The 18,911-nt window shown below is 67.3% G+C and carries 23 protein-coding genes; 16 read left to right on the plus strand and 7 right to left on the minus strand.

The features are described from left to right. Window positions 1-6 precede the first annotated feature (6 nt). The 3 genes from ACUVYZ_RS11475 to ACUVYZ_RS11485 all read left to right on the plus strand — a co-directional run bounded on the left by ACUVYZ_RS11475 (window position 7) and on the right by ACUVYZ_RS11485 (window position 1,887). Window positions 7-135, plus strand: a complete 129-nt coding sequence (locus ACUVYZ_RS11475) for a hypothetical protein (RefSeq protein WP_446033067.1) — start codon at window positions 7-9, stop codon at window positions 133-135. Window positions 136-200: 65 nt separating this feature from the next. After that, complete coding sequence (locus ACUVYZ_RS11480) at window positions 201-1,364, plus strand: acyl-CoA dehydrogenase family protein (RefSeq protein WP_439934718.1); 1,164 nt, start codon at window positions 201-203, stop codon at window positions 1,362-1,364. 16 nt (window positions 1,365-1,380) lie between these two features. After that, the gene (locus tag ACUVYZ_RS11485) at window positions 1,381-1,887 is read left to right on the plus strand and encodes a MaoC family dehydratase (RefSeq protein WP_439934597.1); all 507 of its coding nucleotides are present in this window, start codon (window positions 1,381-1,383) and stop codon (window positions 1,885-1,887) included. A 44-nt stretch (window positions 1,888-1,931) separates the two neighbouring features. Here ACUVYZ_RS11485 and ACUVYZ_RS11490 read toward each other — a convergent pair whose 3' ends face one another. The 3 genes from ACUVYZ_RS11490 to ACUVYZ_RS11500 are packed head-to-tail and all read right to left on the minus strand — an operon-like array spanning window position 1,932 to window position 4,141. Beyond that, window positions 1,932-2,285, minus strand: a complete 354-nt coding sequence (locus ACUVYZ_RS11490) for a DsrE/DsrF/TusD sulfur relay family protein (protein WP_439934598.1) — start codon at window positions 2,283-2,285, stop codon at window positions 1,932-1,934. Continuing rightward, window positions 2,260-3,300, minus strand: coding sequence for a VTT domain-containing protein (locus ACUVYZ_RS11495; protein WP_439934599.1), 1,041 nt, complete (start codon window positions 3,298-3,300; stop codon window positions 2,260-2,262). The genes ACUVYZ_RS11490 and ACUVYZ_RS11495 overlap by 26 nt, the downstream gene beginning before the upstream one ends. Continuing rightward, the gene (locus tag ACUVYZ_RS11500; protein ID WP_439934600.1) at window positions 3,287-4,141 is read right to left on the minus strand and encodes a sterol desaturase family protein; all 855 of its coding nucleotides are present in this window, start codon (window positions 4,139-4,141) and stop codon (window positions 3,287-3,289) included. The genes ACUVYZ_RS11495 and ACUVYZ_RS11500 overlap by 14 nt, the downstream gene beginning before the upstream one ends. Before the next feature lie 98 nt (window positions 4,142-4,239). Here ACUVYZ_RS11500 and ACUVYZ_RS11505 point away from each other — a divergent pair, with 98 nt between their 5' ends. Then, window positions 4,240-4,896, plus strand: a complete 657-nt coding sequence (locus tag ACUVYZ_RS11505) for an ArsR/SmtB family transcription factor (RefSeq protein ID WP_439934601.1) — start codon at window positions 4,240-4,242, stop codon at window positions 4,894-4,896. A 129-nt stretch (window positions 4,897-5,025) separates the two neighbouring features. On the opposite strand, the gene ACUVYZ_RS11510 is transcribed toward ACUVYZ_RS11505, so the two are convergent. The 4 genes from ACUVYZ_RS11510 to ACUVYZ_RS11525 form a co-directional block, all read right to left on the minus strand. Beyond that, window positions 5,026-6,063: an MBL fold metallo-hydrolase gene (locus tag ACUVYZ_RS11510; RefSeq protein ID WP_439934602.1), complete on the minus strand. Its 1,038-nt coding sequence runs from the start codon at window positions 6,061-6,063 to the stop codon at window positions 5,026-5,028. A 93-nt stretch (window positions 6,064-6,156) separates the two neighbouring features. Then, window positions 6,157-6,585: a DnaJ family domain-containing protein gene (locus ACUVYZ_RS11515; protein WP_439934603.1), complete on the minus strand. Its 429-nt coding sequence runs from the start codon at window positions 6,583-6,585 to the stop codon at window positions 6,157-6,159. A 23-nt stretch (window positions 6,586-6,608) separates the two neighbouring features. Further along, window positions 6,609-8,060, minus strand: a complete 1,452-nt coding sequence (locus tag ACUVYZ_RS11520) for a diguanylate cyclase domain-containing protein (protein WP_439934604.1) — start codon at window positions 8,058-8,060, stop codon at window positions 6,609-6,611. 228 nt (window positions 8,061-8,288) lie between these two features. Then, window positions 8,289-9,197 carry an alpha/beta fold hydrolase gene (locus tag ACUVYZ_RS11525; RefSeq protein ID WP_439934605.1) on the minus strand — a complete coding sequence of 303 codons (909 nt, stop codon included), beginning with the start codon at window positions 9,195-9,197 and terminating at the stop codon, window positions 8,289-8,291. Between the two features lie 162 nt (window positions 9,198-9,359). On the opposite strand from ACUVYZ_RS11525, the gene ACUVYZ_RS11530 reads away from it, so the two are divergent. The 12 genes from ACUVYZ_RS11530 to ACUVYZ_RS11585 are packed head-to-tail and all read left to right on the plus strand — an operon-like array spanning window position 9,360 to window position 18,811. Then, window positions 9,360-9,821 (plus strand): SUF system Fe-S cluster assembly regulator, encoded by a 462-nt coding sequence (locus tag ACUVYZ_RS11530; RefSeq protein WP_439934606.1) that lies wholly within the window; start codon window positions 9,360-9,362, stop codon window positions 9,819-9,821. Window positions 9,822-9,846: 25 nt separating this feature from the next. After that, window positions 9,847-11,295, plus strand: coding sequence for a Fe-S cluster assembly protein SufB (gene sufB / locus ACUVYZ_RS11535; protein ID WP_439934607.1), 1,449 nt, complete (start codon window positions 9,847-9,849; stop codon window positions 11,293-11,295). Window positions 11,296-11,323: 28 nt separating this feature from the next. After that, window positions 11,324-12,094, plus strand: coding sequence for a Fe-S cluster assembly ATPase SufC (sufC, locus tag ACUVYZ_RS11540; protein WP_439934719.1), 771 nt, complete (start codon window positions 11,324-11,326; stop codon window positions 12,092-12,094). Beyond that, a complete protein-coding gene (sufD, locus tag ACUVYZ_RS11545; protein WP_439934608.1) occupies window positions 12,091-13,434 on the plus strand; it encodes a Fe-S cluster assembly protein SufD in 1,344 nt (447 codons plus the stop codon). Before sufC ends, sufD begins: the two co-directional genes overlap by 4 nt. After that, window positions 13,431-14,681 carry a cysteine desulfurase gene (locus ACUVYZ_RS11550; RefSeq protein WP_439934609.1) on the plus strand — a complete coding sequence of 417 codons (1,251 nt, stop codon included), beginning with the start codon at window positions 13,431-13,433 and terminating at the stop codon, window positions 14,679-14,681. The genes sufD and ACUVYZ_RS11550 overlap by 4 nt, the downstream gene beginning before the upstream one ends. Window positions 14,682-14,716: 35 nt before the next feature. Continuing rightward, window positions 14,717-15,166 (plus strand): Fe-S cluster assembly sulfur transfer protein SufU, encoded by a 450-nt coding sequence (sufU, locus tag ACUVYZ_RS11555; protein WP_439934720.1) that lies wholly within the window; start codon window positions 14,717-14,719, stop codon window positions 15,164-15,166. Between the two features lie 10 nt (window positions 15,167-15,176). Beyond that, window positions 15,177-15,533 (plus strand): SUF system Fe-S cluster assembly protein, encoded by a 357-nt coding sequence (locus tag ACUVYZ_RS11560; RefSeq protein WP_439934610.1) that lies wholly within the window; start codon window positions 15,177-15,179, stop codon window positions 15,531-15,533. Between the two features lie 58 nt (window positions 15,534-15,591). After that, window positions 15,592-15,912, plus strand: coding sequence for a Rieske (2Fe-2S) protein (locus ACUVYZ_RS11565; protein ID WP_439934611.1), 321 nt, complete (start codon window positions 15,592-15,594; stop codon window positions 15,910-15,912). A 52-nt stretch (window positions 15,913-15,964) separates the two neighbouring features. Further along, window positions 15,965-16,381 (plus strand): Mov34/MPN/PAD-1 family protein, encoded by a 417-nt coding sequence (locus tag ACUVYZ_RS11570; RefSeq protein WP_439934612.1) that lies wholly within the window; start codon window positions 15,965-15,967, stop codon window positions 16,379-16,381. After that, the gene (locus ACUVYZ_RS11575; RefSeq protein ID WP_439934613.1) at window positions 16,378-16,707 is read left to right on the plus strand and encodes a ubiquitin-like small modifier protein 1; all 330 of its coding nucleotides are present in this window, start codon (window positions 16,378-16,380) and stop codon (window positions 16,705-16,707) included. The genes ACUVYZ_RS11570 and ACUVYZ_RS11575 overlap by 4 nt, the downstream gene beginning before the upstream one ends. Then, window positions 16,704-17,876 carry a molybdopterin-synthase adenylyltransferase MoeB gene (gene moeB / locus ACUVYZ_RS11580; RefSeq protein ID WP_439934614.1) on the plus strand — a complete coding sequence of 391 codons (1,173 nt, stop codon included), beginning with the start codon at window positions 16,704-16,706 and terminating at the stop codon, window positions 17,874-17,876. Before ACUVYZ_RS11575 ends, moeB begins: the two co-directional genes overlap by 4 nt. After that, a complete protein-coding gene (locus tag ACUVYZ_RS11585) occupies window positions 17,873-18,811 on the plus strand; it encodes a PLP-dependent cysteine synthase family protein (protein ID WP_439934615.1) in 939 nt (312 codons plus the stop codon). Before moeB ends, ACUVYZ_RS11585 begins: the two co-directional genes overlap by 4 nt. Window positions 18,812-18,911: the final 100 nt, after the last annotated feature.

Genomic DNA, 18,911 nt, shown 5'->3' on the forward strand with positions numbered 1-18,911 from the left:
CAGAAACTGGCCGACTGGCTCCTCTTCTACAACACCCAGCGCCCCCACCATCGCCTCGGCCAGCGCACTCCTCTATCATTCCTCCTCCAACACCAACCCGAGTGCCAAAGGTGGTGGACTCATACACGGCGTTGACACCCTGCGCCGTTGCCGCAAAGATAGCGGGGCGTTTTTTCACCGTGACAGCCCGCCTTCCCGTGATGGAGTTTCGAGGAGCCGCCTCCCACCCCGAGCTGCGCAGCGCGGTCCGCGCCCTGTGCCGGACGTTTCCTCCCGAGTACTGGCGCGGGCTGGACGAAGAGCGGGCCTATCCCGAGGAATTCGTCCGGGCGCTGACCGAGGCGGGCTGGCTTTCGGCCCTGATTCCGGAAGAATACGGCGGCGCGGGGCTGGGCGTGACGGAAGCCTCCGTCATCCTGGAGGAGATCAACCGCTCCGGCGCCAACTCGGGGGCGTGCCACGCCCAGATGTACATCATGGGGACGCTCTTGCGGCACGGCTCCGAAGCCCAGAAGCGGAAATATCTTCCGGAGATCGCCGCCGGGCGCTTGAGGCTCCAGTCCTTCGCCGTCACCGAGCCCACCACCGGCTCCGATACCACCCGGCTCAAGACCACGGCGGTGAAAAAAGGCGACCGCTACGTGGTGAACGGCCAGAAGGTGTGGACCTCCCGAGTGCTGCACTCGGACCTGATGCTGCTGCTCGCCCGCACCACGCCCCTCTCCGAGGTCAAGCGAAAAGGGGAAGGCCTGTCGGTGTTCCTGGTGGACCTGCGGGGAGTCTTGGGGAAGCAGGCGAGCGTGCGCCCGATCCGCAACATGGTGAACCACGAAACCTTCGAAGTGTTTTTCGACGACCTGGAAATCCCGGCGGAGAACCTGATCGGGGAGGAGGGCCAGGGCTTCCGCTACATCCTGGACGGCATGAACGCGGAGCGCATCCTGGTCGCGGCGGAATGCGTCGGCGACGGCTACTGGTTCATCGAGAAGGCGGCCGGCTACGCCCGGGAGCGGGTGGTGTTCGACCGGCCCATCGGCCAGAACCAGGGGGTCCAGTTTCCCATCGCCCGCGCCTACGTGAACGTGGAGGCGGCGAACCTCATGCGCTTTCGCGCCGCCGAGCTGTTCGACCGGGGCGAGCCGTGCGGGGCGGAGGCCAACATGGCCAAGCTCCTGGCGGCCGACGCGTCGTGGGAGGCGGCCAACGTGGCGCTCCAGACCCACGGCGGGTTCGGCTTCGCCGCCGAGTACGACGTGGAGCGCAAGTTCCGGGAGACGCGCCTGTACCAGGTGGCGCCGATTTCCACCAACTTGATCCTGGCCTACGTGGCCGAGCACGTGCTGGGGCTCCCCAGGTCCTATTGAACGGGGGAAGACAGCGATGGCGCTGAAGGAAGGCTGGCGCGGGCGGTTCTACGAGGACTTCGAGGTGGGCGACGTGTACCCCCATCCCCTCGGGCGCACCATCACCCGCACCGACAACATCTGGTTTACGCTCCTCACCCAGAACACGGCTCCGATTCACTTCGACGCCCACTACTCGGCCCAGACAGAGTTCGGGCGGCCGCTGGTGGATTCCACCTTCACGGTGGCGCTGGTCACCGGCCAGAGCGTGATCGACGTGTCCCAGAACGTGTTCGCCAACCTGGGCTGGGACGAGATCCGGCTGCCGCACCCCGTGTTCGAGGGCGACACCCTCTACTCCCAGTCGGAGGTGCTGGAGAAGAGGGAATCCAGGTCGCGCCCCAACGTGGGCATCGTGACCATCAGGACCACGGGCTACAACCAGGACGGGGTGGTGGTGATCACGTTCAAGCGCACCCTCATGGTCTACAAGCGCGGGCAGGCGCCCGCCATCCCGCGGCCCAAGCTCGAAAGCGCGCCCTGAGCGCCCTTACGTTGGTCGTTACGGGCCGCCCGCTCGGGTCGGCCTCAGAACGGGACCACCTTGTCCGCCCACCGGGTCCAGGCGGTCAGCTCGGCCATGGTGCTGCGCTGGGCGCCCTCCACCAGCTCGGCGTCGGCGATGCCCCGGGCGTCCAGGCAGGTGCCGCATACGCCGATCTGCCCGCCGCGGCGGGCGACCATGCCCAGCATGTCGGCGATGTTGTAGTAGCCCTGGGGCACCTTCTGGCCGTTCTTGGCGCAGGCGGCCCCGTCGCCGATCAGGAAAACGCGGACCGCTTCGCCCTCGGTCTTGAGGAGAGAAATGGCCAGGCGCAGGCCGTTGTAGCTGCGCTCCGTGCCGTAGGGTGGATCGTTAAGGATGATGAGGGTTCTGCCCATGAAGGTTTCCTTTCGGGTTGGAAGGAGTCGAGCGGGTGACCGGAAAACCTTCCCGGTTCCACTGCTCCATGCCGCCCCGGAGCACCAGGACGCGGCGGAACCCTTTCCCCCGCAGCAGCTCCGCTGCCTTGGCCGAGCGCTTGTCGGTCCGGCACACGACGACGAGGGACTTGTCTTTGAACGGCCCCAGCTGGGGCAGCGAGTCCGGCAGGGCGGCCACCGGAATATTGAGCGCGCCGCGAATGTGGCCTAGCTCGCCGTGATACTCGTCGGGATTTCGCACGTCCAGGATCGCCTGCGGCTCGCCACCTTCAAGCCGCCGCTTGAGCGTCGGCGCGTCGATGATCTCCGCCATGGTATCCATCCCGCGACGGCGCAAGCGCTGCACCAGGCGCGGAAGGAACGCCACCGCCGCCAGGAGCGCCAGGGCGATGAGCCCGTTCTGAATCAGGGTTTCGCTTCCCGTCAACGCCTCCCGACCGGCATAACCCAGATAAGCATATGCCGCCGCCCCCGGCAGCATGGCGACATAGGAGGCCGCGACGTATTGCGCCAGCGGGATGCGGGTGAGGCCCAGCGCGTAGTTCAGTCCATTGAACGGAAAGAGCGGCACCAGCCGGACGAACGCGACGAACCGCCAGCCCTCCGCTTCGACCCCCTGGAGCAACGCCTGCAGGCGGCCGGCCGCGCGCCGCCGCACCCACTCGCCGGCCACGTAACGGGCGCAGAGGAAGGCCAGCGTCGCGCCGAGGGTTGCGCCCGCGAGACTATAGAACGCGCCCGCCACCGGCCCGAACAGGGCGCCTGCGGCGATGGTGAAGACCGAGCCGGGCAGAAAGAGCACCGCCCCCGCCGCATAGATGGCAATGAAGACAAGGGGGGCGGCCACACCCGCCCGCTCGAGCAGCGCCTGCAGCTCGAGGGAATCCGCGCCACCGGAGTGAACGGCGGCGGCCACGATGCCGCCGGCGAGCAGGAGCGCAAGGGCGCCGCGCAGCAGGCTAGCGGCCTTCATGGCCGCGCTCGAGACGGGGCGCGCGCCCGGCGCGGCCGCGGAAGGGGATGGCCAGCATGCCCGGCAACGTCGCGCAGTCGCGGGGGTCGCGAAAATCGGGGATTCCGAGGGTCATCCCCTCGTGCCCGCCCTCCGGCTGGGCCCGGTAGGTGCCGAACAGCCGGTCCCACAGGGATAGATTGAAGCCGAAGTTGCTGTCGGTCTCGCGGCGCTTGATCGAATGATGGACGCGGTGCATGTCCGGCGTCACGATCAAAAATCGCAGCACCCGGTCCACCGCCGCGGGAAGGCGCACGTTGCCGTGGTTGAACATGGACGTGGCGTTGAGCAGGATCTCGAACAACACCACCGCCATAGCGGGTGCCCCCAGGGCGACGATCACGCCCAGCTTGATCAGCATGGAGAGCGCGATCTCGATGGGATGAAAGCGGGCGCCCGTGGTCACGTCGAAATCCAGGTCCGCGTGGTGCATGCGGTGCACGCGCCACAACGCGGGTACCGCGTGGAAGACCACGTGCTGCACGTAGATGGCCAGGTCGAGGAGAACCACCGAGAGGAAGGCGGCGAGCCAGAACGGAACCGGCACCTGGTTGAACAGCCCCCAGCCCTGGGCGGCGGCGAGCATCGCCATTCCCGCGCCCGCCACGGGAACCAGAAGCCGGACAAGGAGGGCGTCGAGGGCCACGATCCCCAGGTTACCGGGCCAGCGCTGCCATCGGGGCAGAGCCAGAACCCGGCGCGGCGCCTTGAGCTCCCAGAAGGCCATGGCGCCCAGCACGCCGAAGAATGCGGCAAGGCGCAAGGGCACTTCCCATGCGGCGAAAAACTCGTTACCGTTCAAAAGCCTTCCTCCTGCTCCCGGCGCTTCTCTTTCGGAGCGTGGGGAAAATGGGTTAGTATTCAAGTATTCAATTGAATTGTAGAGAAGACTCTCCGGTCATGTCAAGACCAGGTGCCAAGCACGAGCTGTTCGCCCAATTCGCCCGGGTGGCTCGGGCCCTGGCTAGTGCCAACCGGCTGGAGCTCTTGGAGTTTCTCGCCCAGGGGCCCCGCAGCGTGGAGGAGCTGGCCAAGGTCTCCGGCCTGTCGGTGGCCAACACGTCCCAGCACCTGCAGGCTTTGCGGCAGGTCGGGCTGGTGGTGGCGCGCAAGGAGGGCTTACGCGTCTACTACGAGATCGCCGGGGACGACGTGGTGGGACTCCTGCACACCCTTCGCCAGGTGGCGGAGCGGCGTATCGCCGAGGTGGAGAAACTGGTGGGCAGCTACCTCACCAGCCGGGACGACCTGGAGCCCATTCCGGCCCGGGAGCTGCTGGAGCGGGCGCGCAAGGGCCTGGTCACGGTGCTGGACGTGCGCCCGCCCGAGGAGTACGCCGCCGGCCACCTGCCGGGAGCCATCAACATTCCGCTGGCCGAGCTGGAGGGCCGGCTGTCCAAGCTCCCCCGGGACCGGGAGATCGTGGCCTACTGCCGGGGGCCCTATTGCGTGCTGGCTTTCGAGGCGGTGGCGCGGCTGCGCCAGAAAGGCTTGAAGGCCCGGCGCCTTCAGAATGGCTTCCCGGAGTGGAAGGCGGCCGGCTTCCCGGTCGAATAGGGGATGGGCTGGAGCGGGGCATGGAACACGGCGACTCGAAAGGGCTCGCCCGTTTCGGAAAAGGATCCCGCCGTGGCCTGATCGCCGAGATTTGAGAGCGCGTCCCGACCCCAGGAGGCGGCTGGGAGCTCAACGCTCCACCGGCAGCCTGCGGTCGTTCCAGGCCAGCATGCCGCCCTTGAGGTTGTATACCTGCTCGAACCCCAGGCTCGTGAGGATCGCCGCCGCCGTGGTGCTGCGCACGCCGGCGCGGCAGATGGCCACCACGGGTCGGCTCTTGAGAGCCTCCAGCTCCCCGGCGCGGTTGGCCAGCTCCTTGAGGGGGATCGACCGGCTGCCGGACACGTGGCCCAGCTCGCCCCGGTACTCCTCGGGCTCGCGCACGTCCAGCAGCAGGACGTCCTGGCCGCCTTGAACGAGCTGGTAAACCTCTTCGGGCGAAAGCTGGCGCACCTGGGAAAGCTGGGCCATGGTGGGGAAGTGGACCACGTCGTCGTCCAGGGCGGTCTGGTTGGGTTGGAGCACCTCCTGGATCTTCTCCGGCAGGGGCAGCCCCAGGTTGTTCATGAGCTCCACGTACTGCTCTCGGGTGCGGCCGGCGAGCCGCGGATTCAGGCGCTTCTCCTCGCCGACGGTGGAGCGGGTGTTGCCGCGGTAGTCGTGGGCCGGGTAGACCAGGGTCTCGTCGGGAAGGGAGCAGAGCTTGCCCACGATGCTGTCATACTGCAGGCCCGGGTCGCCGCCGGCGAAGTCCGCTCGGCCGGTGCCGCGGATGAGGAGGGTGTCCCCCGTGAACACCCGGTCTTCCGCGTACAGGCTCATGCTGTCGGGGGTATGGCCCGGAGTGTGCAACACCTTGAGCGTCAGATTTCCCACTCGCAGCGCGTCGCCCTCGTCCACGTGCAGGTCCACGTGGGGGGCGGGGGCTTGGCGGTGCATCACCCGCTTCGCGCCGGTGAGCTCCCCCAGCTCGAAGAGGCCGGTGCGGTGGTCGGCGTGGGTGTGGGTGTCGATTACGTACTCGAGCCGGTAGCCGTGATAGGCCAGCACCCCCAGGTAGCGCTCGATCCGCTCGCGCAACGGATCGATAAGGGCGGCCCGGCGGGTCTCGTCGCAGCCTAACAGATAGGTCTTGCACTTGCCGTGATTGAGCTCGAGAAACAGCATGCTCGGAAAAGGGTGCGATGCGATGAAATTTTATTATATCGAGATGCTCTGACGCTTTTACCGCGCCGACACCTCGCGGACCGCGACGCCCCATCACTTCCCGTGATGGCCCGCCAGGCGATGGATGACCTTCTCGTAGTATTGGGAGTCGATGCGCAAGCTTCCCCCCAGGCCCCGGGACAGGGAGAGGCGAAGGGACAGCAGGTTGAGCTTGGCGATCGCCCGGCGCCGCTCCTCTCCCTCTGGCGCGGCTTCGATGTAGCGCGTGAGCTCCCGCAGCTCCTTGAGCTGCTCCACTTCCGGCGGCACGTAGCCCGCGTTCTTGAGCACCCGCAACGCGACGCGCAGCGCCTCGGGCACCATGCAGTCGTCGTCCAGGGCGAGGGGCTTGCCGGCCCCCGGCAGGTTGTCGAATTCTCCGGCCTCGATCGCTTCCTGGATGCGCTGCTCGGCGATCAGCTCGAAGATGAGCATGGGATGAGAGGAAAGAAAGCGGTGAAAGGGCGGCGCGATTCGTACCATCTTCCGCCCGGCCCGGGGTCGCGTCAAGGCCGGGACTGGGGGCGCAGGCGGGCGTACAGGCGCTTGAGGGGGTCCAGGGGCCCCGCCGCACTGGGAGCCTTGGACCAGGTGCCGCTTGCTGTGTCGCTCACCGTGGACTCGGTGGGACGATACAGGCGCAGGGTATTGCCGCCCGCGTCCCGGGCGGCGTTCATGGCTTCCTCGGCCCGGATGAAGAGCTTCTCGGGGCTGCCCCCGTGCTCGGGGAACAGGCTCAAGCCCACGCTCAAGGTGAGGCACAGCTCCTCGCCCCCGAGGAGGAGGGGCTGGGAGACCACCTGCACCACTCGGTTCACCTGATCGATGATGGCGCCCCCGTCGGGCTCGCCGGGCAGGAGCAAGGCGAACTGTCCGCCGCCGATGCGTACCACGGCGTCCTTTTCCCGCACCGAGACGCCCAGGCGCTGAGCCACGGCCCGCAGCACCTGATCCCCCATCAAGTAGCCGAGGCGCCGGTTGATCTCCTGGAACCCGTCCAGATGCAGCAGGGCGAGCCCCAGGGGCGAGCCGCTGCGGGCGCCTTCCGACATGGCCTGCTGCAGGCGCCGGTAGAGGTCGTTGCGGTTCGGTAGCCCGGTGAGGGGATCGTGGGTGGCCTGGTGCTGGATCGCTTCCAGGTGCTGCTTGCGCTCGGTTACATCCCGAACGAAGACGTCGAAATAGGCGATTTCGCCCCGTTTTCCGTACACCGCGCGCCCGCTCTGGAGCACCCACAGGCTTTCCCCGTCGCTGCGGTTGATCTCCACCTCGAAGTCGATGACCGTTCCTTCCTCCCGCAGCCGCCGCTGGAACTCGGCGAAGCGGGCGGGCTCTGCGTACAGTTGCAGCGCGATGTTGGAGACGGAGGCCATGAGCTCCCGGGGGGATCCGTAGCCGAAGAGGGAGGCCGCGGCAGGATTGGCGTAGAGCCAGGCGCCCTCGGGCGTGCATTGAAAAATCCCTTCGGCCGCGTGTTCCACCGTGCCGCGGAAGCGCTCTTCGGACTTCCTGAGGGAGCGCTCCCAATGCTTGCGGGCGGTGATGTCGGTCACCGTGCCCTCGACGGCGACGCAGCGCTCGTTGGCATCGATGATGCCGATGCCCCGCTCCAGCACCCAGCGCGCCTGGCCGAAGGCGTCGATCAGGCGGTATTCCACTTCGAAGCGCTGGCAGGCCGCCAGGGCCTCCTCGATCGCCCGGCGCACGCGCCGCCGGTGCTGGGGCAGGATCAATTCCTCGAAGGCCGCGCGGGAGCGAAACACCGGGTCGTCGGCGGGGAATCCCGTGACCACGAGGCAGCCGCCGCCCACGAACTCCATGGCCCCTTCCCCATCGGTGCGGTAGCGGTACACCATCTGGTCCAGGCGATCGAGCAAGCCCTGGAGGTCCATGCCCGCTGCCGGGCCTTTCCCTGAAGGTCCGGCGGACTGCTCGGCGGTGTGGATGAGCTTCAACATTGGTCGTCCCGTTCTCGGTGTCGTGCCCAGAGCCGTCGCGAACGGCCCCCGCGTTCGGAGCGCTGCAAGCACTGTGCCAGGTGTTGCGCGTCGCGGCATCGCGATGAAAGCGCTTACTGAACAAACGATTGGCGGCAAGTCGGGAGTGCCCGAACCAGGCCGCGATGACGTCCCGGAGTCGAATTTCCCACAGATAGTGTCGTAGACCCGGATCGTCGATACGGCGCCTCAAGGCGCTTTTGCCCGCAAGAAGTCCCGGATGGGCCGGATCTGGTCTTCGCTCATGAGGGCCGGGGCATGGCCGACCCCCGGAAATTCCACGTAACGGGCGCCGGGGCCCCGCTCCTGCATCCGCCGCACCGTATCCAGGGTCAGGAGATCCGAATCCGCGCCCCGCAAGACCAGCACGGGGCAGCGGACCGCGTCCCACACGTCCCAGAACTCCAGGTCCTGGAGAAAGGGCCGGCGGAAAGCCTCGCCGATGGCCGGGTCGTAGTTGGGCGCGTAGCGCCCGTCTTCCGTACGCCGGTGGCTGTGAAGGGCGAGATGGCGCCACTGGGCGTCCGAAAGGGGCCCGAAGGGGGCGTGGATTTCCCGCAAATAGGCCTCGAAGGCCTCCAGGCTATCGAACCGGGGGTCCTTGCCCACATAGCGGCCGATCCGGTTCAGGGCCTCCCGGGGAATGACCGGCCCCACGTCGTTCAACACCAGCCGGCGAATGGGGGAATTTTTCCGAGCGGCCAGCATCATGCCGATGAGACCGCCCATGGAGGTGCCCACCCAGTCCACCTTGGGTTGGGGGTCCCGCCCGGTCAGGAAGGCGAAAAAGCGCCACCAGAGGGAGGGACGGGGTCCGGTCACCCGGGCCACCAGCGCCGCCGCGTCCGAGACATAAAGGGGGTAGCCGTAATGGGCCGGCTCGGCCAGCCACTCGCTCTTGCCTCGGCCGGCCACGTCCAGGCAGATCACCCGGTAGTCCCCGGCCAAGGCCCGGGCCAGGGTATCGAAGTCCCGGCTGTTGCGGGTGAGACCATGGGTGCAGATCACCACGTGAAGGTTGCGGGGATCGCCCCATTCCGTGTAGGCGAGACGGTGGAAGCCCTGGGGCCCCAGGGCCAGAAAGCTTCTTTGTTTCACGGCGTTAGAATCGCTCTCGGACGGTTTCGCCGGCCGTTGGTTATATCCATGATTTCTAAAGGGATTATAAGCTTGCTGCGAAGCAATATGAGAAATTTTTGTTGAACCGGGAAACGATACAGGACTAAAATAGTCCTAAATCCCAGGGGAGCGGGAATCTCCATGATCCGCATGAGCAAACTGGCCGATTACGGCACGTTGGTGATGACCTACCTGGCGCGCCACCCGGCGGGCGTGCACAACGCCGCCGAAATCGCCGCTGCCACCCAGATCTCGCTCCCCACGGTGAGCAAGATCCTGAAGATCCTGGCCCGGGAGGCCATCTTGGTATCCCACCGGGGCATGCGGGGAGGCTACAGCCTGGCCCGGGCGCCGGAGGCCATTACCCTCATGGAGATCATCGACGCCATCGAGGGGCCCATCGGACTCACGGAGTGCTCGAGCGCCCCGGGGTCGTGCGAGCAGGAGACCTCCTGCTCGGTGCGGGTGAACTGGATGAAAATCAACGCCGCAGTGCGTCAGGCGCTCACGGGGGTGACCCTGGCGGACATGGCCCAGCCCACCCTGGCGGTGATCAACGCCGACCAGTTGCTCGCCCACCGCCGGGTCCGGGTCAACGCTTGAACGGATTGCCAGAGGAGACTCTTCCATGTCGACGGCCGCACAGCAACTGGACGAGCTGATTCGCCGGGAATACCAGCACGGCTTCGAGACCCCCATCGAGACGGATTTCGTCCCGAAGGGGCTGAACGAGGACATCGTCCGCCTGATCTCGGCGAAGAAGGAGGAGCCCGAGTTCATGCTGGAGTGGCGCCTCAAGGCCTACCGCCACTGGCTCACCATGCGGGAGCCCGGGTGGGCGAGCGTGCGCTACCCCAAGATCGACTACCAGGACATCTACTACTACGCCGCGCCCAAGACCAAGAAGGAGCGGCCGAAGAGCCTGGACGAGGTGGATCCGGAGTTGCTGCGCACCTACGAAAAGCTGGGCATTCCCCTGAAGGAGCAGGAGATCCTGGCGGGCGTGGCGGTGGACGCGGTGTTCGACAGCGTCTCCGTCGCCACCACCTTCAAGGACAAGCTGGCGGCCATGGGGATCATTTTCTGTTCGTTCTCCGAGGCGGTTCGGGAACACCCCGAACTGGTGAGGAAGTACCTCGGCAGCGTGGTGCCCTACACCGACAACTTCTTCGCCGCCCTCAACTCGGCGGTGTTCTCCGACGGCTCCTTCGTCTACGTGCCCAAGGGGGTCAAGTGCCCAATGGAGCTGTCCACCTATTTCCGCATCAACGCCAAGTCCACCGGCCAGTTCGAGCGCACCCTGATCATCGCCGACGAGGGTTCCTACGTCTCCTACCTGGAGGGCTGTACGGCGCCCATGCGGGACGAGAACCAGCTCCACGCCGCGGTGGTGGAGCTGATCGCGCTGGACAACGCCAAGATCAAGTATTCCACGGTGCAGAACTGGTACCCGGGGGACAAGGAAGGCAAGGGGGGCATCTACAACTTCGTGACCAAGCGGGGCGAGTGCCGCGGGGCGAACAGCCACATCTCCTGGACCCAGGTGGAGACCGGTTCGGCCATCACCTGGAAGTACCCGAGCTGCATCCTGAAGGGGGACAACTCGGTGGGCGAGTTCTACTCGGTGGCGCTCACCAACAATTACCAGCAGGCCGACACCGGCACCAAGATGATCCACGTCGGCAGGAACACCCGCTCCACCATCGTCTCCAAGGGGATCTCGGCCGGCCACGGCCGCAACGCCTACCGGGGCCTGGTGAAGGTGCTCAAGGGCGCCGACAACGCCCGCAACTACACCCAGTGCGATTCCTTGCTGATGGGGGACAAGTGCGCGGCCCACACCTTCCCCTACATCGAGGTCAAGAATCCGACGGCGCGGGTGGAGCACGAGGCCACTACATCCCGCATCGGCGAGGACCAGCTCTTCTACTGCATGCAGCGGGGCATTTCCGCCGAGGACGCGGTCTCCATGATCGTCAACGGTTTCTGCAAGGAAGTGTTCAAGGAGCTGCCCATGGAGTTCGCGGTGGAGGCGCAGAAGCTCCTGGGGGTGAGCCTGGAAGGAAGCGTGGGCTGAGGATCGAGGATCTCGAAAGGACATGACGATGCTGGAAATCAGGAATCTGCACGTAACGGTGGAGGGCAAGCCGATCCTCAAGGGGCTCTCCCTCAAGGTGAACGCGGGGGAGGTGCACGCCATCATGGGGCCCAACGGCTCGGGCAAGAGCACCCTCGCCAACGTGATCGCCGGCCGGGAAGGCTACCAGGTGACCGAGGGCGAAGTGCTCTACATGGGCCGGAACCTGCTCGAATTGCCGCCCGAGGAGCGGGCCCGGGCGGGCATTTTCCTGGCGTTCCAGTACCCGGTGGAAATCCCCGGCGTCTCCAACGTCTACCTGCTCAAGGCGGCGGTCAACGCGGTGCGCAAGGCCCGGGGCGAGCCCGAGCTGGACGCCATGGACTTCCTGAAGCTGGTGAAGGACCGGATGAAGCTGGTGCAGATTCCGGAGGAGTTCCTCTACCGCTCGGTGAACGAGGGCTTCTCCGGCGGCGAGAAGAAGCGCAACGAGATCCTGCAGATGGCGGTGCTGGAGCCCAAGCTCGCGATCCTGGACGAGACCGACTCGGGCCTGGACATCGACGCTCTCAAGGTGGTGGCGGAAGGGGTCAATTCGCTTCGCGGCCCCGAGCGCGCCATGGTGCTGGTGACCCATTACCAGCGGCTGCTCAACTACATCGTGCCGGATTTCGTGCACGTGCTGGCCCAGGGCCGCATCATCCGCTCGGGCGGGCGGGAGCTGGCGCTGGAGCTGGAGAGACACGGCTACGCCTGGATGGCGGCCCACGGGGGCAAAGGCAAGGAGGCGCGGACGTGAAGGTGGACGATCTCAAGGCGAACGCCGCGGCCCGCTACGCCGACGACTACGCGGCCGTGGCCGACCTGCTTCCGGGGCACGGGGTGCCCTGGGTGCGCAAGGCGCGGGAGCGGGCCCTGGAGCGTTTCCGGGCCCTGGGCTTTCCGACGCTCCGGGACGAGGACTGGAAGTACACCAGCGTCGCGCCCCTGGAGCGGCGGCATTTCCCGCCGGCCGCGGGGAGCGCACCGTCCAGCGGGCTCGAGAGTACCCTGGCGATCCACCGCTTCGCCCACCTGGACGCGGACCTGCTCGTGTTCGTGGACGGCTGTTTCGTGCCGCAGCTTTCCCGGCTGGGGAAGTTGCCGGAGGGCGCCACGGTGGCGGGGCTGGGCGGGCTTCTGGAGCAGGGGTCGGCGCTACTCGCGCCGTATTTCGGGGCCGAGGCGCCGGGCGGCGCCTTCGCCGCGATGAACACCGCCTTCGCCCGGGACGGGGCGGTCGTTCATTTGCAGCCCGGGGTGAAGCTTCCCCGGCCCCTGCACCTGCTGATCCTCGCGAGCGGCGGCGGGCGGGCGGCCCACCTGCGCCACCTGGTCCTGGCCGAGGAGGGAGCCCAGGCCCTGGTGATCGAGCACTACGCGGGCGTGCCCGGGGCGGTGGCGTTCACCAACACCCTCACCCAGATCTCGGTGGGCCCCGGCGCGGCGGTGGAGCACGTGAAGCTGCAGCAGGAGGACGTGAAGACCGTCCACCTGGCGGGCATTCATGCCGAGCAGCGCCGGGACAGCCGTTTCGTCTCCCATTCCATGGCGCTGGGGGCCCAGCTCGCCCGCACCGACATCGCCGTGGCGCTCGACGACGAGGGGTGCGAAACGACCCTGAACGGACTCTACCTGGTGGGCGGGCGCCAGCACGTGGATCATCACACCCGCATCGATCACGCCAAACCCCGCGGCACCAGCCGGGAGTACTACCGGGGCGTGCTGGACGGGGCCGGCCGGGGCGTGTTCAGCGGACGGGTGGTGGTGCATCCGGGCGCCCAGAAGACCGACGCGGAGCAGACCAACAACAACCTGCTCCTTTCCCAGGACGCCGAAGTGGACACCAAGCCCCAATTGGAGATCTACGCCGACGACGTGAAGTGCGCCCACGGCGCCACCGTGGGGCAGCTCGACGAGGATATGCTGTTTTATCTGCGTTCCCGCGGCATTGGGGATGTGGCGGCAAGGAATCTTCTTACCTACGCGTTTGCCAACGACGTCATCAACCGCATCGGCCTGAAACCTCTGCGGGTGCGGCTGGAGGAATTCGTGATCGGGCGCCTGCCCGAGGGTGAAGCCATCAGGGAACTGGTATGAGCGCGACGAAGGAAGCTCTGGTCCGGCACGTGGCCCCGGCATATCGCTGGCGGGAGGATTTTCCCGTCCTCAAGCAGCAGGTCTACGGCAAGCCCCTGGTCTATCTGGACAACGCCGCCACCAGCCAGAAGCCGGCGGCGGTGATCGAGGCCGAGCGGCGCTACTACGAGGAGTACAACGCCAATGTGCACCGCGGCGTGCACGCCCTGTCCCAGAAGGCCACCGATGCCTACGAGGGGGCCCGGGAGAAGGTCGCCCGGTTCCTCAACGCCCGCTCGGCACGGGAGATCGTGTTCGTGCGCGGCTGCACCGAGGGCGTGAACCTGGTGGCCCAGAGCTACGGGCGCGCCGTTCTCAAGCCCGGCGACGAAGTGCTCATCACCGCCATGGAGCACCACTCCAACATCGTGCCGTGGCAGATGGCGTGCCAGCAGACCGGCGCCGTGCTCAAGGTGGCGCCCATCAACGACGCCGGCGAGATGGTGTTCGAGGAGTTCGAGCGGCTCCTTTCCGAGCGCACCAAGATCGTGGCGGCGGTGCACGTGTCCAACGCCCTGGGCACCATCAACCCGGTCGGGCGCATCGTGGAGCGGGCCCACGCCGTGGGGGCCAAGGTGCTGCTGGACGGGGCCCAGGCGGCTCCCCACGTCCCGGTGGACGTGCAGGCCCTGGACTGCGACTTCTACGCCCTCTCCGGCCACAAGATCTACGGCCCTACCGGGATCGGCGCCCTCTACGGCAAGGAAGCGCTGCTCGCGGCCATGCCGCCGTACCAGGGCGGGGGCGACATGATCAAGGTGGTCACCTTCGAGAAGACCCTCTACAACGACCTGCCCTACAAGTTCGAGGCGGGCACGCCCCACATCGCCGGCGCCATCGGCCTGGGGGCGGCCTTGGATTACGTGGCGGGCATCGGCATGGAGGCGATCGCCGCCCACGAGCACGCCCTGCTCGAGTACGCGACCGAAGCGGTCGCCGGGATCAAGGGCCTGCGCCTGGTGGGCACCGCCCGGCAAAAGGCCGGGATCCTGTCCTTCGTGATGGACGGGGTGCATCCCCACGACATCGGCACCATCCTGGACCACCAGGGGGTGGCGATCCGCGCCGGGCACCACTGCGCCATGCCGGTGATGGACCGTTATGGGGTGCCGGCCACCGCCCGCGCGTCCTTCGCCCTGTACAACACCCGGGAGGACGTGGATGCCCTGGTGGCGGGCTTGCGCAAGGTGCAGGAAGTCTTCGGCTGAGGCCTGTTTCGGACCCTTAGCGACGACGAGGCTGAATCGTGGCGGACCTGCGGGAGCTGTACCAGGAAGTCATCTTCGACCACAACCGGAACCCGCGCAATTTCCGGAAGATGGAGGACGCCCATCGCCATGCCGACGGCTACAACCCCATGTGCGGGGACAAAGTGACCGTGTACCTGAAGCTGGAGGGCGACACGATCGGCGACGTGAGCTTCCAGGGGTCGGGCTGCGCCATCTCCACCGCCTCCGCGTCCCTCATGACCGAGGCGCTCAAGGGAAAGACCCTGGAGGAGGCGGAGCGGCTGTTCCACGCGTTCCATGCCATGGTGACCGACTCGGACGAAGGCAGCCACGCCGACCTGGGCAAGCTAGAAGTGCTCGCGGGCGTGCGGGAATTCCCGGCCCGGGTGAAGTGCGCGACTTTGGCCTGGCATACCCTCCACGCCGCCTTGAGCGACCAGAAGACGCCGGTATCCACGGAGTGAAAAGACGCCCATGAGCACCCATTGGGAAGACGTGGCGCAAAGGCAGGACGAGGCGATCCCCCAGGAAGGGCTGGAGGGCCAGGTGATCGCGGCGCTGCGGGAGATCTACGATCCCGAGATCCCGGTCAACATCTACGACTTGGGACTGGTGTACGGCTTGGAGGTGACGCCCGAGGGAGAGGTGGCGATCACCATGACCCTCACGGCCCCCGGCTGCCCCGTGGCCCAGACCTTTCCGGACGTGGTCCGGGACCGGGTGAGCGCCGTCGAAGGGGTGAAGGACGTGAAGGTGGAACTCACCTGGGAGCCGCCCTGGACCATGGAGCGCATGTCCGAGGCGGCGAAGCTGCAACTGGGGATGTTGTGAGAACCGGAGAGCCGAAGGCCCGGTGCCTCGCTTTCGACGACTGATTCATTCATCCGACATGGCCGAGTGGTACGACGTCGCTCCCGTGGAGGAGATCCCTCCGGGCGCCTGCCGCACCGTGGATCTGGACGGGCGGCCGGTGGCGGTGATCAACCTGGACGGGGAGTTCTACGCCATCGAGGATCTCTGTACCCACGACGGCGGGGATCTCGCGAGCGGCGACATCGAGGGCGACGTGATCGTGTGCCCGCGCCACGGAGCCCGCTTTTCCATCAAGACCGGAGAGGTGCTGGCCCCCCCGGCGTACGAGGGCGTCGCCACCTTCCCGGTGCGGGTGGAGAACGGGATAGTGCAGGTCTGCGATCAGCCCGCTGGATAGGCGCTTCTGCACCCGCCCGCCGGCGGGCCGATCGGCCAACGGAGGAAGCTCGATGGCAACGCTCCATTTGCCCGCAGCCGAGCAAGAGCGCTTGCGAGCCTGGGTGGAAAAGGGCTATCCCCAGGAAACCTGCGGCGTCCTCATCGGCCGCAGCCGCGATGGCGTCACCGAAGTGGTGGAAGTCTTCCCGGCCTGTAACCTGAACCAGGAGCGGGCCCGGGACCGCTACCTGCTGGATCCCCAGGATTACCTAAGGGCCGACGAGTCCGCCCGGGAGCGGGGGCTTTCCATCGTGGGCATCTGGCATTCCCATCCGGACCATCCGGCCCGGCCCTCCGCCACCGACCGGGCCCACGCCTGGGAGGGGTGGTCGTACCTGATCGCCTCCGTGGGTCCGAATGGCGTCACGGATTTGCGCTCCTGGCGGCTCGAGGACGGCGCGTTCGAAGAGGAGACGGTGACCCCATGACCACGGTCAAAATCCGCATTCCCATGCCGCTTCGCCCTCACACCGGCGGCGCCGAGGAGGTGGAGGTTTCCGCAGCCACGGTGGGGGAGGCGCTCCAGGCCCTCGGCCGCCGCCACGAGGGATTGTTGCCGCGGGTGCTGGGGCCCGACGGGGAACTGCGGCAGTTCGTGAACGTTTTCGTCGCCGGGCGCAACGTGCGCAGCCTGAGCGGCCTGGCGACTCCTGTGGCCGACGGAGACGTGATCTCCATCGTTCCGGCGGTGGCGGGGGGTGGACGTACGTCGCGGCGCGGCGAGTGGGATTTGCTCTTCAAGAGATCGTCATGAAAGCGCGGGACCTGAGACTGGCGGAGCTCAAGCGCACCATTCCCGAGGTGACGCCCACCGAGGCCCTGGCCCTGCAGGCCAAGGGCGCGGCCCTGGTGGACGTGCGGGAAGCAGAGGAGATCGCCCAAGGCAGCCCCCCGGGGGCGCACCGGCTCGGGCGGGGCTACCTGGAGCTCAAGATCGAGGATGCGGTGCCGGACTACGAGCGTCCCATCGTCACCCTGTGCGCGGGCGGGGTGCGCTCCCTCTTCGCCGCGGAAGAGCTGAAGCGGCTCGGGTACAAGCACGTCTATTCCATGGCGGGGGGCTTCACCCGCTGGAAGAACGAAGGACTGCCCGTGGAAGTGCCGCCCCGCTTCGAGCCCGCCGATCGCGAGCGCTACTCGCGCCATCTCCTCATGCCGGAGGTGGGGGAGGCGGGCCAGTTCAAGCTCACGCAGTCGAAGGTCCTGCTGATCGGCGCCGGCGGCTTGGGCAGTCCCGCGGCCCTGTACCTGGCGGCCGCCGGCGTGGGCACCCTGGGGATCGTGGACCACGACGTGGTGGATCGGAGCAACCTGCAGCGCCAGGTGCTCCATACCGACGACCGGGTGGGCACCTCCAAGGTCGCTTCCGCCAAGAAGACCCTTAACGCCTTGAACCCGGCGGTGAAGGTGGTGGGTTACGAGACCCACCTCTCCAGCCGCAACGTGGAGGAGATCTTCTCCGGCTACGACCTGGTGGTGGACGGCTCGGACAACTTTCCCACCCGCTACCTAGTGAACGACGCCTGCGTGAAACTCGGGATTCCTAACGTGCACGGATCGGTATTCCGCTTCGAAGGCCAGGCTACGGTGTTCTGGCCCCAGTATCCGAAGCGCCGCGGGCCCTGCTACCGCTGCCTCTATCCCGAGCCCCCACCGGCGGAGCTCGCCCCCTCCTGCGCCGAGGCTGGCGTGCTGGGGGTGTTGCCCGGGATCATCGGGCTGCTCCAGGCCACCGAAGCCATCAAGCTGATCCTGGGCATCGGCGATCCCCTGGTGGGGCGGCTCCTCTACTACGATGCCCTGTGCGGGCGCTTCGACGAGCTGGCCCTGGAGCGGGACCCCAGTTGCCGCTACTGCGGCGACGGGGCCCAGTTCCCCGGCTACATCGACTACGAGCGTTTCTGTGCCAGCGCCACGCCATGAAGCCGGCACGGCCGGAAGCCCTCGCCTCCCATCCCCTCATCGCTCGCATTGGGGGGACTCCCCTGGTGGAGATCCAGCTCGCCCGGGAGGCGGGGGTGCGGCTGTTCGCCAAGCTGGAGAGCGTGAACCCGGGCGGTTCCATCAAGGACCGGCCGGTAGCCCGCATGCTGATGCAAGCCGCGGCCGACGGGCGCTTCGCCGGAGGGCGTCGGCTGCTGGACTCCTCCTCGGGCAACGCCGGCATCTCCTACGCCATGCTGGGGGCGGCCCTGGGCATCCCGATCACCCTAGTGGTGCCGGGCAACGCCAGCGAAGAGCGCCTCGCCCGCATCGCCGCCCACGGCGCCGAACTGATCCTTACCGATCCCCTGGAGGGCTACGACTTCGCCTTACGGGAGGCGAAACGGCTGGCCGAGACCTATCCCGACCGCTACTGGTACTGCGACCAGTATTCCAACCCGGAGAACTGGCGCGCCCATTACGAGACCACCGGCCGGGAGATCCTGGACCAGTTGGCCCAGCAAGGGCTGGGCCCTCCGGACGCCTTCGTCGCCGGGGTGGGCACCGGGGGCACCGTTACTGGCGTCGGGCGTCGGCTCAAGGAAGCGCGCCCCGACGCCCACGTGGCGGCGGTCATTCCCGAGACCTTCCCGGGAGTCGAGGGGTTGAAGCCCCTCGGCCACCCGGGCGACATTGTGCCCGCCATCCTGGACGAAGCCTTGATTGACCAGCGCATCCCCGTCACTCTGGACGAGGCGGTGGCGCTGTGCCGCCGGCTCGCCCGGGAAGGCCTGTTCGTCGGCCCCTCCTCGGGCGCCTACGTGCACGGGGCGCTGCAGCTCGCCGCCACCGGCCGTTTCCGCACCCTGGTCACCCTGCTCAACGACACCGGGGAGCGCTACGTTTCCACCGGCATGTGGAAACGGGCCGCATAGCCCGGAACGCCCCGGAAAAGCGCGCCGAAATCCGCGCCGTCGTTCTCAGGGGCGGGGATTTCCGCTAATCTCGCTCTGCAGGGCCGCCCTCCGGCGGCCC

This window comes from Pelomicrobium sp. P1 (assembly GCF_052805615.1).